Origin of the sequence: Terriglobus albidus (assembly GCF_008000815.1) — a bacterium.
In the GTDB taxonomy this organism is placed as follows: domain Bacteria; phylum Acidobacteriota; class Terriglobia; order Terriglobales; family Acidobacteriaceae; genus Terriglobus; species Terriglobus albidus_A.
Genome location: NZ_CP042806.1, coordinates 2,155,715 through 2,170,020 on the forward strand (window position 1 = coordinate 2,155,715; position 14,306 = coordinate 2,170,020).

A 14,306-nucleotide genomic window follows, 5' to 3' on the forward strand; every position below is an offset into this window, starting at 1 on the left:
GCTGAGCTCGCCTTCCAACTAGCGCTTGTTTTCACCGGCTGGAAGTGCAAATGCGATATATCCCTTCGATGTCGTCGGATTGGAGACTCCTCCAGGAGGGATGTAGGCCCCCTCGGGATATGGCGTGCCGCCACCACTCACCGCGAAGAGGACATACTCGCGTCCATCAACTTCATAGACAGCAGGGACACCCTGCGATCCGTTGGGTAGGTCTTTGGTGAAGATCACCTTGCCGGTGGCGCTGTCCAGAACGTAAAGCCTCGAGTCGTTGCCGGCAAACAGCACCAGTCCGCCTGCAGTGGTCACGAAGCCACTCTTCGGATAGATATTTCCTCGCAGCTTGTCGCTGGGACCTGCCTGGGGAACATCGCCGTACGGCGTCTTCCATTTGATCTTGCCGGTATTCAGGTCGTAGGCGGTGATGGTGCTCCAGGGCGGAGTGATGACGTAGGGCTCGTTGCCATATCCGGTCTTGTAACGGGAAGGAGGACCTTCGACATCATTCGGATAGGGCGGCTCACCCGTCAGCGATCGCATAAAGGCCTGTGTGGTTGCCGAAGGCGCCGAACCTAATGGTGCGAGGTCGGGCTGCTTGAGAAAGGCCATCAGATCATTCAGGGCTGGCGCCGGCAACGAAGAGAAGGACGGCATGGTCGCTCTGCCGCTGGTGATGGTGTTGCGCGTTGCTTCTATACCAAGCCGGCTGACAACGGTATCGAGCTCCGGTCCGCGATCGCCCTTTAGCTCCGGTCCGTGGCAGAACTGGCAGTTCTGCTCATAGACGGCGCGGCCCATCTGTTCCTGAGTAGGAATGCCGGTTCTGGGACGCACGTTGCGCGGCCGGCTCGGGATCAGGCCGCCTGTATTGGCCGTGGTTGACTCGCCGGCACGCACAAGCTTGATGATCGACGGCATGTCTTTGGAAAGGACATAGACGGTGCCGTCAGCCGCGTTTGCTCCGGTGCTGAAAAAGAGAGCACCGCCGTTCACACTGGGGAGGTTGATTGTGTCTGCGGTTGTCGACGGAGGCGTGTAGAAACCGGTTCTTGCTTTGGACAGGCGCTCTTTCCACCAGGGCACCTCTTCCGGCTTCATAAAGCCCTCGTACATATCTTTCACGGTCATGCCCTGGCGGGAGAACGGAGGCACAACCATGGGATAGGGCTGTGTCTTTGAGGTGACCTCGCCTGGAACATCGCTGGCTGGGACCGGGCGTTCTTCGATCGGCCATAGCGGTTTCCCGGTGAGCCTGTCGAAGACATACAGGAAGCCGTTCTTCGACGCCAGCGCGACCGCATCGACTGTCTTGCCGTTGTGCTTCACCGTGACGAGCTGTGGTGCTGAATCCGGGTCGTAGTCCCAGACGTCGTGGTGTACCGTCTGGTAGTGCCACAGATGTTTACCGGTGCGTGCATCGAGGGCCAGCAGGCAGTCGGCATAGAGATTGTTGCCCTTGCGGTCTCCACCGTAGAGCTCGTACTTGGCTGAGGCGACGGGGAAGTAGGCGATGCCGCGTTTGGGATCGACTGTAATCTCACCCCATACATCCACGCCGCCCATGTACTTGTACGCATCCTTCGGCCAAGACTCGTATCCGAACTCGCCCGGACGTGGAATGGTGTGGAAGACCCAGAGAAGCTTGCCGGTCACCACGTCGAAGGCGCGGATGTCGCCGGGAGGCGCAAGGTATCCCTCACCGGTGGCGCTGCCAAGGATGATGATGTTCTCAAAGATGCGGCCGGGAGTGCGGGACGAGAGAGGCCGGGTAGCGCGGTCGAGCCCAATCTTCAGATCGAGTTTCCCGTGATCGGCAAAGGAGTCGACGAGCTGTCCGGTGCGTGCATCCAGAGCCTGGAGGTAACCGTTGGCAGAGACGAGCACGCGACGGTCTTTGCGGTCTTTGCTCTCCCAGTAGTTGGCGCCGCGCATACCCGCGATGCCGGCAAAACGCGAAGGCGCATTGCCGGGAAGCGTAAAGGAATGGCTCCACAGCTCCTTGCCCGTCGTCGCGTCAACCGCCACCAGCGATCCTTGCTTCGCCGCTATATAGGCGATGTTGTCGATGACCAGAGGGCTGAAGGTGTAGGTGATGTCGTCACTGGTGAGATAGCTCCAGGCGACATCGAGCTTATTCACGTTGCCGGTATCGATCTGCTTTAGCGGCGAGTAGTGCGCACTCTCCGGTCCACCGAGATAGTCCTTCCAGCCAATAGGAGCCTGCTGCGCAGATGCAGCGGTACAGGCGCACGCCAGCAGAAACACTGTAGCGCTGAGTACGTGACCTGAGACTAAATGCGAAACGTGAGTTTGTCCGGAGCTTGCCCTCCGTGATGTTTGCGGGCCGTGCACTTTTCCCCTCCGTCTGAGAGCGCGTGTCATTGCAGGAGAGAATAGTACATTACGCAATATATGTTGCGCATTGTGCAATATGCGGAAGCTGGCTTCTTTGAGGAATTGGGCGATCCGCCGGAGAGGTGCTTATGGATTATTGGGGATGATGGGGGCTATCTGATCCGTGGTGGCATCCTGAACGAATACCTTGAACCAGGTGAGAAATCCGGCGCCCGGAATCTCACTCAGAACCGCACTGGTGAGCGTATCGACCCTGGTCGTGTCAGGGCCGGCAAGCGTAGCCTCGGTGAGACGCGTCTGTATAAGCTTGATCCGGGCTGGGGTAAAGCCACGGTTCTGAATCGCCTGCCACAGTGGTGAGTCTTCACTGTCGATGGCTTCAAAGGTGCGAAAGAGCTCTTCCAGTTGCGGCCTAACCTCGGAAGCCCAGACGGATTGAAAGAGTTCCACATCCTGCCTGATGCGGTTCTCTACCATGTCGTTCACGACGTTCATGATGAATGTCAGCAGAAAGAGAAACTTCTCTTTATTCTCGGGAAAGCTCATCCGTCACCTCGATTACAGGCCAGCATAGCAACTCCTGGAGATCAGGTTTGCCAGGGGGTAAGTGACAGAGCCGGTATGGTTGTTGCCTGTGCGGGTAGGCAGGGGACGCTTTTGTTTACTTCTTTTGGGAGGTCTCTGAAACCGGATTCGCACTCCTGGTCCAGGCCGTATAGATCATGTCACGCAGCATGCTTGCGGCGGCTGCAAGCCGTTCGCTGGTGAACTGCACTGCTTCCGGAGTGCCCTTTCCGTCGAAGCCGCCTGATTTCTCGATCTGATAGGTCTTTTCTACCAGCGTATGTGAGTGCCTGAGATAGGTAACATACGCAGCAAAGACATCCGTAAAAGTCTGAGGTGGAGCAACCAGCGCGGTGACATCCGACTGTTTGATGTTCGCTGGAAGAAAAATATTCTCCAGCTTTCCATGGACATTGTGACCGGGGACTGTATAGCGATCTGGGTTCTCCTGTACCCAGCCGTTGTAGTTGATGCTGGTGTGCATGGGATTGCCGCCGTCGCCTACGTAGTGGCCCATCCATCCGGCATAGAAGACGATCGCGAGCTCGACGGGCTTGGTGTCCTCGTTCGCCTGAATCCGGCGACGATACTCACGCATGGCTGCCTCCAGGCGCTCGTAGACCTCCATCGCGGAATACGGCTGAAGACCAATCTTCTCCGGTGTAAAGTCGCCGGCTGTCTGTGGATGTGTAAGCTGATACGCCGCGAGGAGACGGATGTAATCCAATCGTTTATGGGGCAGTGGTCCTGCCATATCTGCCAGATCGAGCAGAATATAGTGTTCGGGGCGAAGCGTATCGTTCAGGTCGGCCCCTCCAAGAAGATTCCAGCGATCCGGTTCTGGGCCAAGATACTCTACGGCATTGATGTTTTCCGGCGTGTGCAGGAACGCTGGCATGTCTGCAGGAATTGCCATGGCAGCCGCACGGTTGATATAGAAGTGCCCTTCACGTCCCCAGGCGAAGGCGGGAATTGGCAGCAGCAGAGAGCCGAGTGTGAGCCCTGCTGCTGCTCGTACGAAGGACTTGCTCAGAGTAGCTATGCATTTCATTGCGGCCAACCATAGGCCGACATCATGAAGGAAAAGACCTGCGTATTCGGGATGAACCCTTTGATGTGATCGGCGCCGGGACCGAAGGCAAAGAGTGGAACGTCTTCGGCGGTGTGATCGTTATCGAGCGTGACCATGGGGAGGATATCGCGGCTCTTCGGCTGTTTTTCTTTATGGCGCGTGAGGTAGAGCCCATAGGAATGATCCGCGGTAAAGATGACGAGGGTATTCTTGCCTGCCTGATCCACCGTCGCTTTTGTAATGTTGTCCAGATCTACAAGGCGGGAGAGTGTCTTTCGGGCATCGGGAATATGCGTATCGGAGTGAATGACCAGAAAGTATCCTTTAGGGTTTTTCGACAGGAGTTTGATCGAGTCCTGGACAGTTTGTCCGAGGTCGAAGTCCGGATTATCCGTAAGGACGACAGCTCGTGTCTTGCCGCCAAGGTTTTCCAATCCCGAAGTTGTGTCGAGGAAGGCGTAGCCGCGGTCGGCTAGCTCCTGAGCGGCATCATGACTGGTTTTGCTGGTTGCCGTGAGCACTGCCTTGCGGTCCGCACCGACGAGAAGATCGATTCCATCGCCGAAGCGGGGATGCATCGCCTCTTCGAAGAGTTCGCCGTACGCCAGTCGGTTCTTGTTGTGCGCATAGAAGGCAGCGACGATACCGTCTGTTGCTCCTGCATTGGAGATCACACCGGTAGAGAGGCCGCGCTCCTCAGCGTATTCCAGGATGGTCTTTAGCTTTTCTCCCTCATCGGTTCCGACGTGCACGACAGGCCGTTCGGAGACGACGGTATTGTTTGTTTTAACTCCAGTTGCATAGGCGGTAGCGCAGGCCGATGCATCGGTGACCCACTCTGAAGCGCTTGATGTGTCGACCCAGGCGATGTTGGAAGCATGCTGGAGAAAGAGAGCCTGCGGCGCTCCGTAGCCATAGAGGCTTGCAGCATTCAGGCTGGCCAGTCCAGCTCCGTCGCCGAGAATAAGGATGATGTTTTTTGGGCGCTGCGCACTTGCGAAGCAGCTACTGAAGGCAAGGCAAAGGACAGCCAGCCAGTAGCTCCTGGAGACAAACGAATGCATGGGAATCCATCCTGCGTTGCAGTATCTAAGGCGGCGTATCGGGGCGTGCTGAAGCTAGAGTGCCTGCGTGCGCTACACCGCGGTTTTATTTTTGCGTGAATTGGGGTTGGCCGATCGCAAGAACGCCGCGGTAAATAGCGACGATCTTGGCTCGATCCGGGTGCGACACAGGATGTTCTCAGTTGCAGTGGGTCAGCGATGTTATCTAAACCAGCGCGGACTCCGATTCCGGAACGTGCTTGTGGCCGCTGGTGCTGGCTCCTGCATGCGGGTGCAGCGCCAGGCTGTCGATGACCGGCCCCAGAGCGAAGATTGCCATGAGCACGATGGCCCAGCGGAAATCGCTGAGATCTGGGTGAGCTGCCGAGTGTCCTTTTGCCATGGCAACGATGCGCAGCGTGATGGCGCCCACCGCCACGCCCATGCCGGCGCTCAGTTGCATGATGGCGCTCAGAAATCCATTGGCGCGGCTCATTCGCTCCGCTGGAATTTCCGCGTAGGCCAGGGTCGTCAGGCAGGTGAACTCGAGCGACCGGCAGGCTCCGTGGATAAACAGGATGAAGAGCAGCAGAGCCGTAGGCGTACCCGGCGTCAGCAGTGCGCACAGGCCGATGGTGCCCACGGTGATCAGGCCGTTGACGATCAGCAGACGGCGAAAGCCGAAAGTGCGGAGTAGCGGCAGCACAATCGACTTCATGCTGAAGTCGCCGCCAAAGAGTGCCAGAAGATACAGGCCGCTGCGGAAGGCGGTCAGCCGGAACGCAATCTGGAACATGAGCGGAAGCAGGAACGGCAGGGCCATGACTCCCACGCGAAAGGCGCTCGCTCCGTAGATGGAGAGCGAGTAGGTCTTGTTCCGCATCGAATCGAAATCGATAAGAGAGGTCTTCGGTCGCCGGCGGGCATACAGAATCGCGAAGACGCCGCAGATCAGGCTGAATGCCAACGTCATTGCCGGAGTGACCCATCCGGATTCGCCTTCGCCGAACTTCTCCATGGCATAGACAGAGCCGGCAGAGGCGATACCCGCCAGGATGAAGGTGCCCCAGTCGAACGGATGCCGTTCGTGGACATGAGTGTTTTCAATCCAAAGCATCGCCAGAATCAGAGCCGCGATTCCGAAGGGGACGTTGATCAGAAAGATCCAGTGCCAGCTGAAGTAGGTCGTGATGAAGCCGCCCAGCGGAGGCCCGAGAACGAGGGCAGTCAGTCCTGGCCAACTGATATAGGCGATGGCCTGGGCCAGGCGATCCTTCGGTGTCTCGCGGAGTACGATCAGGCGGCCGACGGGAACCATCATGGCTCCGCCGATGCCCTGCAGAATGCGCATCAGGGTGAACTGCGTCAGGGAGTGCGCCCCGGCGCAGAGCACGGAGGCCAGGGTGAAGAGCGATACCGCGGTTGCAAAGACCGTGCGGGCGCCGAAGTGGTCGGCTACCCATCCGCTGATGGGGATCAGTACCGCCAGCGTCAGCATGTAGACCGTCATGCCGATGTTCAGGCTGACAGCGCTGGTATGGAAGCTCTTCGCCATCTGCGGAAGCGCGGTGGCGATGATGGTTCCATCGAGATTCTCCATGAAGAAAGCCCCCGCGATGAGCGAGGTGACATAGAGAGGGGATCGCGTCTTCATCTTTCTATGATAGGAGGCGCAACCGGGGTGCGGTGTTAATCCCGGCAAATCAGTGAGATCCCGGTATCGATGAGCAAAAAAAACACCCCCGAGGCTCCGGGGGTGGTTATAGAAAACTTTGGCTGACGGTGTGAGGCTAGCTCAGCGCGGTCTGAGCGAACTTGCGGACCATGGCGAGCAGGAGCTTGCGGTCCGAATCGGACAGGTTGGCTGAGTAGCGCTGGATCTGGGTGAGGAAGCGAATCTCGTCTTCGGAGAGATTCAGCGTGCTCATCTCGCGGCCGACACTGTCTTCGGCGAAGAACTGGCTCAGAGGCAGATCGAGTGCCTGAGCAATCTTTTGCAGTGTCTCCAGGGACGGCACCGTGTGCCCGTTCTCCACGCGCGACAGATAGCAGCGGAGCAACCCGGTACGCTTCTCGATATCGCCCTGGGACATACCCTTCTGCAGGCGGAACCCACGGATCGTCGCTCCGATGTTCATAGAAGCAGGCTCCGGGTCGGAGGGTAGAGATGGAAGGATTGTTTGCATGTCAGCCATTGACCACAAAGTAACGACCGGTGACTTTGATAGCAAGAGGGAAAAGCCGTAAACAGGTGAAAAATTAGGCTCCTGTATCTGCCCAGGTTCGTTTCAGCACGTTTCGGGCAGGAAACGAATCTACTTCGCCACCTGCTGGCAGCTCTTTCAAGGTGATGCACCTGAAGGTGATGCACTGTCTGAGAAGAGGGGGACCCTTTGCAACAATGAGCGTATGAGCGAGAGAGGTGACGGTATGCGTGCACTGGAGTGGGAGCAGGTCGACGTCTTTGCGGAGGCAGCGCTGGAGGGGAATCAACTGGCGATCTTTACCGATGCCCGCGGTCTGACGACGGAACAGATGCAGCAGTTGGCGCGGGAGACCAACCTCTCCGAGACGACATTCATCCTGCCGCGGGATGAAGCGACGGAGCGCGAACGGGGTGTGCTGGTGCGGATCTTTACCACCCAGGAAGAGCTGCGTTTTGCCGGACATCCGACGCTGGGCACAGCGGGCTGGATCTATCGGAACCATCCCGTCCTGCGTGGACAGGAGACCATCACGCTGGATCTACCGGTCGGACCGATTCCGGTGCACTTTACGGCGCCTGTGGAGGGCGAGGAGGGTGTCTTTGGGGAGATGCGGCAGCGTGACCCTGAGTTCGGTCAGATGCATGCACGGGAGGCAATTGCGGCCACCCTGGGCCTCTCTATGGACGATCTGCACCCGGAACTGGACCCGCAGACATCAAGCACCGGGATGGCCTTCTGTATCGTCCCTCTGCGGTCGGTAGAGGCGGCGGGAAGGCTCGCGATCAATCAGCGGGCAGCCCAGCAGTACCTGGCGTTGTCGGACGCGAAGTTCTTCTACTGCATCGCTCCTGTGGAAAACGGGGACGCAGACTGGCATGCCCGCATGCAGTTTTACAACGGCGAAGATCCGGCTACCGGATCCGCCGCCGGGTGCGCGATTAGTTACCTGGTGCGTCATGGAGCGGTAGCTCCCGGCGCCCGCATCATCATGCAGCAGGGGGTCGAGATGCAGCGGCCGAGCCGGCTGTTTCTCCGTGGAGAGGTCCGTGACGGAAAGGTGTGTGAAATTCATGTTGCAGGCCGCACCATTCCTGTTGCAAAAGGACAGTTTTTCCTGTCAATTTAAGCCACATTTCAACATGCAACATCGTAGAAATCTCCAATAACTACGGCGGTTCCACCAATTGCGGTGGAACCGCAAGTGGAAAGGCCGCGAATGTTCGCTCTACTTTCGCCATTGCGCCGTACCTCAGAGCTTCGTACTCTTGCCAAGCGTTCGTGGTACGGAACACCCCGACGCACAGGGTTTCTGATCTGACAAACAACTGAAGCTGAGAGGGGCACTGCGCAGGCCGCAGCGCCGATCCCTGGGGGCCCGAACGCACACCAGCACATGCAGCCGCGGTACGCGGCTGCGACGGCGGCACAAGCGTTTCGACCTTACGGACGACGGTGAAGGGCAACCTGCTTTCGCCTGCATCCCCCTCTCTCCGCGGCCCGGTATGCCTACGGTACGTCACTGTTTTCGCCTTGTGCGGAAGCAGCGGGAGAGCCTCGCCTTTCCCTGAGTCCAAGTGCATACCCGCCGCGGAATCTACCGCCCCAACCGCGCTGCCTCAGCGCCAGAGCAGCTCGTTCGCAGAGCAACACGAAGGAAACAGTTAAAAAATGCGCCCCAAAAAAACCATCCTTTGCGTCGACGATAATGAACAGTCCCTTTCCGTACGGAAGTTCCTTCTGGAGACGCGTGGCTACCGCGTACTCGATACCCAATCGCCCCATCACGCGCTGGAGATGCTGACCCGGGCCTTGCCGGGTTCGGTCGATCTGCTGCTGACGGATCTGACCATGCCGCAGATGGATGGAAACTCGCTCATCCGCCGCGCAAAGGAGATTCATCCCGCGCTCCCTTCGCTGATGGTGTCAGGAACAATCACCAGCGCCGATCGCAACGAAGCCGCCGATGCATTTTTGCCAAAGGGAGCGAACTCGGCATCGGAACTGCTGGACCGCGTGCGTATTCTGGTCGCCCGCAAGCGCGGACCGAAGAAACACGTCGTGCAGATGTCGCCACTCGCACCGCAGCAGCGGACCGAGATGTACCCAGCGACGGCCTAAAGGCCAGTTGCCAGTTGCCAGTTGCCAGTTGCCAGTTGCCAGTTGCCAGTTGCCAGTTGCCAGTTGCCAGTTGCCAGTTGCCAGTTGCCAGTTGCCAGTTGCCAGTTGCCAGTTGCCAGTTGCCAGTTGCCAGTTGCCAGTTGCCAGTTGCCAGTTGCCAGTTGCCAGTTGCCAGTTGCCAGTTGGACTAGCGATACAGCGATGGGTTGCCTGGACTGGTGTGTTGAGAATGCGAGGACGCGCCCGTGACGTACCTCGTCAACCGGGAACTGTTAACTGGCAACTGTTTCTAAGCTTCCACCAACCCATAGTGCCGTTGCCAGTGCTGTTTCAACTGGGTGCGGACGGTCTCTTTCTCTTCTTCCGTAGCTTCTGCATTGACGGCGAAGCTTGCTGCTTCGCGCTTGGCTAACTCCAGGATTTCGCGGTCACGGAGCAGGCTGGCGACGCGGAACTCTGGCAGGCCGGACTGGCGGGTCCCGAAGAACTCGCCGGGACCGCGTTGCTCCAGATCGATCTCGGCGAGCTCAAAACCGTTCTGCGAGCGCACCATGGCATCGAGCCGCTGATCGGCCTCCTGCGAGACCATCACTCCGGTGAGCAGAATGCAATAGCTCTTCGCAGAGCCGCGGCCGACGCGGCCGCGCAGTTGATGCATCTGGGCCAGGCCAAAGCGTTCCGCGTGTTCGATCACCATGACGGTGGCATTGGGAACGTCGACGCCGACTTCGATCACCGTGGTGGAGAGCAGGACATCGATCTCGCCGCGCTGGAAGCGTGCCATGACAATCTCTTTCTCGGCAGCATCGAGGCGTCCATGCAGCAGCCCAAGGTGCAGACCGCGCAGTGGGCCGGCGCTGAGTTCCTCGTACATCTGCGTGGCGGACTTGAGTTTGGCCTTGAAAAGATCGCTGGACTTCTTCCGTGAGCCTTTCTTCGGAGCAGCCTCTTCTTCCGGGGGCGGATCGTGCGCGAAGTCCAGTTCCGGCTGGTCGTCGTTGGTTCCTTCAATCAAGGGATATACGACGTATGCCTGGCGGCCGGCTTGGATCTGTTTCCGGACGAAATCCCACACCTCGGCGGAACGCTGTTCTTCTACGCGACGGGTGACGATGGGCGTGCGGCCCGGAGGCAGCTCATCCAGGATGGAGACGTCGAGATCGCCATACATCGTGAGCGCGAGCGTGCGTGGGATCGGAGTCGCTGTCATGACCAGGACATCGGGCTCCGCCGCGCCCGATTTCTTCATCAGGCGGAAACGCTGCTGCACGCCGAAACGATGCTGTTCGTCGACGACGATGAGGCCGAGCCGGTCGAAGTCGACCTTTTCCTCGAGCAGTGCATGGGTGCCGATTACCAGATCGGTCTCACCGCGATAGATCTTGCCGCGCGCCGCTTTTTTCTCCGCTGGCTCGAGCGAGCCGGTAAGTAGGGTGATGCGGTAGCGGCGATTCCCGTCTTCTTTGGTGGCCTTCTGGAGAACCTTGCGTGCGGAGAGGTAATGTTGTGTCGCCAGAATCTCGGTTGGAGCCATCAGGGCGGCCTGGTAGCCGTTCTCCATGGCCACAATGGCGGCTTCCAGCGCGACAATGGTTTTGCCGCTGCCGACGTCACCCTGCAGCAAACGGCGCATAGGCTGCGGATGCTGCATATCGGCGACGATCTCGCCCAGAACCCGCTTCTGTGCGGCCGTGGGGTGGAAGGGGAGAATCTGTTTCAACGCCTCGCGAACGTCAGTGCCGGTCTGGAAGGCGATACCTTCACGCTCACGCATGCGGCGGCGTTTGAGTTCAAGACCGAGTTCCAGATAGAAGAGCTCTTCAAAGACAAGGCGGCGGAGTGCCGGTGTGCGGGCATAGGTGAGGTCTTCCAGGCGGGTGCCTTCACTGGGGAAGTGAACCTCGCGCAGGGCTCCCATACGCCCCGGAAGCTTGAGCCGTTCGCGGAGCGCAAGCGGGAGGGTCTCCGGCGCATCTTTGACTTCGGCGAGCAGATCCCACAGCACCCGGCGCAACCATTTGCTGCCGAGCTTGGCGCCCCAGGCCGTGGTGCCGCCGAGGGACTCATAGACGGGCACGATGCGTCCGACCTCGAGGCCCGCGAACTCGGCGTCTTCGCCGGTGGCAGAGGCGTCCGGCAGGAACTCGAACTGCGGCTGGATCATCTTGAAGGCGCCCGCTCGGCTGCTGGAGGCCTCGACCTTCCCATAGAGCGCGACCATCTGGCCGGCCTTGAACTTACCCTGCAGATAGGTCCCGCGGAACCAAAGGCATTTGACCGTGTCGAGGCCCTGGCCGACGGTGACCTCGAAGATGGGCATCTTCTTGGTGCGAAGGAGTGCAGCGCCGCGGACCTCGCCGATGACAGAGGCCATCTCTCCCGGCTTGAGCTCGCGAAGGTGCCGCGGGTGCAGGCGGTCTTCGTAGCGGAAGGGGAGATGGTAGAGCAGGTCCTCGACCGTCTGTACCCCCCGCTCTCTCAGAGCTGTGGCGATGCGCTCGCCCACACCTTTGACGAACTTCACGTCCGTGGCGAATGTCTGGGTTTCGCGAGGGGGCTGACTGGTTCGTGGGCTGGCGGGCTGGGTCTTCATCAACGGGGACATCAGGTCTTATCGCATTGTAGGTTGCCGGCTGCCGTTTATCCTGCGTGCCCGCCGCTGGTCCTGAGGAAAGCGCAAACAATCCAGTATCCAGTCCCGAAATCGGCCAACTAGTAAACTTCCCTCAGGAACATCAATGTCTATTGTTCAGCTCGAACACGTTCGTAAGGTTTATGACAAAAAGGTCGCAGTCGAAGACCTCTCCTTCTCCATCGAACCCGGAACTATGTTTGGCCTGTTAGGGCCAAACGGCTCGGGGAAGACCAGCACCATCCGCATGATGGTTGGGATTACGCTGCCTGACTCTGGCGTTGTCCGGCTTTTCGGCGAGCCGTTCAAGCGCGATGCTCTGAAGCGGGTCGCCTATCTGCCTGAGGAACGCGGACTCTACAAGAAGATGAAGGTCATCGACCAGCTCGTCTTTCTTGGACAGTTGCGCGGGCTGGATGAGGCGACGGCGCTGAAGCGCAGCCACGAGTGGTGCGAACGGCTGCAGATTACCGAGGCGATTCCCAAAAAGACGGAAGAGCTTTCCAAGGGTATGCAGCAGAAGATCCAGTTCATCGCAACGCTGCTGCATGAACCGGAGCTGATCATCATGGATGAGCCGTTCAGCGGTCTGGATCCTGTGAATGCGACGCTGCTGATCGAAACGATGTTGGATCTCCGCAATGAAGGTCGCGCGATTCTTTTCTCGACGCACCGCATGGATCAGGTGGAAAAGATGTGCGATGCCATCTGCCTGATCTCTCGCGGTAAGGAGGTCCTGAGCGGAACCATGCGTGAGGTGAAGTCGCGGTATCCGCGCAACCGGGTGCAGATGACCTTCGAGGGAGACACTGGCTTCCTGCGTGCCCCCGCGATTGAAGAGGCGAAGCTCTATAACGGTTCTGCTGAGATCAGGTTGAAGGATGAGAGCGGAGCACAGCAGCTTCTTGCGCAGGCGGTGAACGCTGGGACGCACATTACCCGTTTTGAAGTGATGGAACCGACTCTGGAAGAGATCTTTATCCAGGAAGTTAGCGCAGGAGGTAATGTCGATGCCTAACAATATATTTTTGATCGCCAAGCGCGAGTATTTGGAGCGGGTCCGCACCAAGTCCTTTCTGGTTACGACGATGCTGATTCCGTTGTTGATGGGCGGAGGAATCCTGTTCTCCGTAGTTAAGTCCAGGCATTCGAAAGCTGCTTCGCATATCGCCGTGGTTGCAGCCGACACAGACCTCGCGTTGGCGCTGCAGGATGAGTTGGAGCATGGCAAGGATTCTGCCATGCAGGTGGATGTCATTTCGCCGCCGACGGGTAATACCCGCCAGGCGGTTGTAGACGAGACCGCGGAGAAGCAGATCGATGGCTTCCTGTGGATCGATGTTGACAAGGGCAAGCCGAAGGCGACCTATACCTCCATGAGCAATGCCGACATCTCGACAATGCAGTCGATTGAATCGGCTTTGCGTCGCGCCATTGTGCGCGAAGGCATGCAGCGCAAAGGCGTGGATGCCGGAGAGATCAAGCTGATGATGGCGCCGGTTGATCTCGAAACCGAAACCATCAGGAATGGTGAGATCTCTAAGTCGGATACCATGACGGCATTCTTCGGAGCCTACGTTCTGTTCTTCCTGATGTACATGGCGGTGATGCTGCATGGCATGAATGTGGCCCGCTCGATCATTGAGGAGAAGACCTCGCGTGTCTTTGAAGTCATGCTGGCGACTGTGCAGCCGCAGGAGATGATGGCCGGCAAGCTGCTCGGCGTAGGCTCGGTCGGCCTGACGCAGATCGGGATCTGGGTGTTGGCAGCGCTCGGCCTGTCGGCGGCCCCGATGGCCTCGGCGGTAGGCGCCGGCGCAATCCACATCAGCTTCTCGGCAGGGCAGATTATCGCGTTTATCGGCTATTTCGTGATGGGCTTCCTGCTGTACTCCGGCATGGCCGCTGCAATCGGAGCGATGGTGAACTCCGAGCAGGAACTGCAGCAGTTCAACATGGTAATCGCGCTCCCGATGGCGGTATGCATGTTTGTGCTGGTGCCAGTGATTTCGAACCCGAACTCACCCTTCTCGCGCATCATCTCGCTGATTCCGACGTGCACGCCGCTGATCATGTATCTGCGTATCGCGATCTCGAATCCGCCGTGGTACGACATTGCGGCTTCAGTGGTAATTCTGCTGGCAACCATCTACGGCGTGCTGTGGCTTACTGCCCGCATCTATCGCGTAGGTATCCTGATGTATGGCAAACGCCCGACGCTCCCCGAGATTCTGAAGTGGCTGAAGTACAGCTAGAAATTGAATGATTGAAGAATTGAATGATTGAAGAACAAAAGCAAAAGGCCTCCGCTTCAGGAG

At 58.6% G+C, this 14,306-nt stretch carries 11 protein-coding genes; 4 read left to right on the plus strand and 7 right to left on the minus strand.

Features of this window, described 5'->3' with window-relative positions; translation table 11 throughout:
* Window positions 1-18 precede the first annotated feature (18 nt).
* The 6 genes from FTW19_RS08700 to FTW19_RS08725 all read right to left on the minus strand — a co-directional run bounded on the left by FTW19_RS08700 (window position 19) and on the right by FTW19_RS08725 (window position 7,169).
* Entirely contained in the window at window positions 19-2,262 is a 2,244-nt protein-coding gene (locus FTW19_RS08700) for a PQQ-binding-like beta-propeller repeat protein (protein ID WP_222705549.1), read from the minus strand.
* A gap of 216 nt (window positions 2,263-2,478) precedes the next feature.
* Window positions 2,479-2,898, minus strand: coding sequence for a hypothetical protein (locus tag FTW19_RS08705; protein WP_147647252.1), 420 nt, complete (start codon window positions 2,896-2,898; stop codon window positions 2,479-2,481).
* Window positions 2,899-3,013: 115 nt separating this feature from the next.
* On the minus strand, window positions 3,014-3,967 hold the full coding sequence (locus FTW19_RS08710) for a nuclease (protein WP_246153651.1): 954 nt from the start codon (window positions 3,965-3,967) through the stop codon (window positions 3,014-3,016).
* Window positions 3,964-5,052: an alkaline phosphatase gene (locus FTW19_RS08715; RefSeq protein WP_147647253.1), complete on the minus strand. Its 1,089-nt coding sequence runs from the start codon at window positions 5,050-5,052 to the stop codon at window positions 3,964-3,966. Before FTW19_RS08715 ends, FTW19_RS08710 begins: the two co-directional genes overlap by 4 nt.
* Before the next feature lie 205 nt (window positions 5,053-5,257).
* Window positions 5,258-6,685, minus strand: coding sequence for an MFS transporter (locus FTW19_RS08720; RefSeq protein WP_147647254.1), 1,428 nt, complete (start codon window positions 6,683-6,685; stop codon window positions 5,258-5,260).
* A 136-nt stretch (window positions 6,686-6,821) separates the two neighbouring features.
* Complete coding sequence (locus FTW19_RS08725) at window positions 6,822-7,169, minus strand: helix-turn-helix domain-containing protein (protein WP_246153652.1); 348 nt, start codon at window positions 7,167-7,169, stop codon at window positions 6,822-6,824.
* A 271-nt stretch (window positions 7,170-7,440) separates the two neighbouring features.
* Between FTW19_RS08725 and FTW19_RS08730 the strand changes: the two genes are divergently transcribed.
* Together FTW19_RS08730 and FTW19_RS08735 are read left to right on the plus strand one after the other, a co-directional pair.
* Window positions 7,441-8,364 (plus strand): PhzF family phenazine biosynthesis protein, encoded by a 924-nt coding sequence (locus FTW19_RS08730; protein WP_147647256.1) that lies wholly within the window; start codon window positions 7,441-7,443, stop codon window positions 8,362-8,364.
* Window positions 8,365-8,906: 542 nt separating this feature from the next.
* Window positions 8,907-9,356 carry a response regulator gene (locus tag FTW19_RS08735; protein ID WP_147647257.1) on the plus strand — a complete coding sequence of 150 codons (450 nt, stop codon included), beginning with the start codon at window positions 8,907-8,909 and terminating at the stop codon, window positions 9,354-9,356.
* A 289-nt stretch (window positions 9,357-9,645) separates the two neighbouring features.
* Here FTW19_RS08735 and recG read toward each other — a convergent pair whose 3' ends face one another.
* A complete protein-coding gene (gene recG / locus FTW19_RS08745) occupies window positions 9,646-11,961 on the minus strand; it encodes an ATP-dependent DNA helicase RecG (RefSeq protein ID WP_246153653.1) in 2,316 nt (771 codons plus the stop codon).
* 133 nt (window positions 11,962-12,094) lie between these two features.
* On the opposite strand from recG, the gene FTW19_RS08750 reads away from it, so the two are divergent.
* Window positions 12,095-13,006 (plus strand): ABC transporter ATP-binding protein, encoded by a 912-nt coding sequence (locus FTW19_RS08750; RefSeq protein WP_147647258.1) that lies wholly within the window; start codon window positions 12,095-12,097, stop codon window positions 13,004-13,006.
* On the plus strand, window positions 12,999-14,243 hold the full coding sequence (locus tag FTW19_RS08755; protein WP_147647259.1) for an ABC transporter permease: 1,245 nt from the start codon (window positions 12,999-13,001) through the stop codon (window positions 14,241-14,243). Before FTW19_RS08750 ends, FTW19_RS08755 begins: the two co-directional genes overlap by 8 nt.
* The last annotated feature ends 63 nt before the right edge of the window (window positions 14,244-14,306 follow it).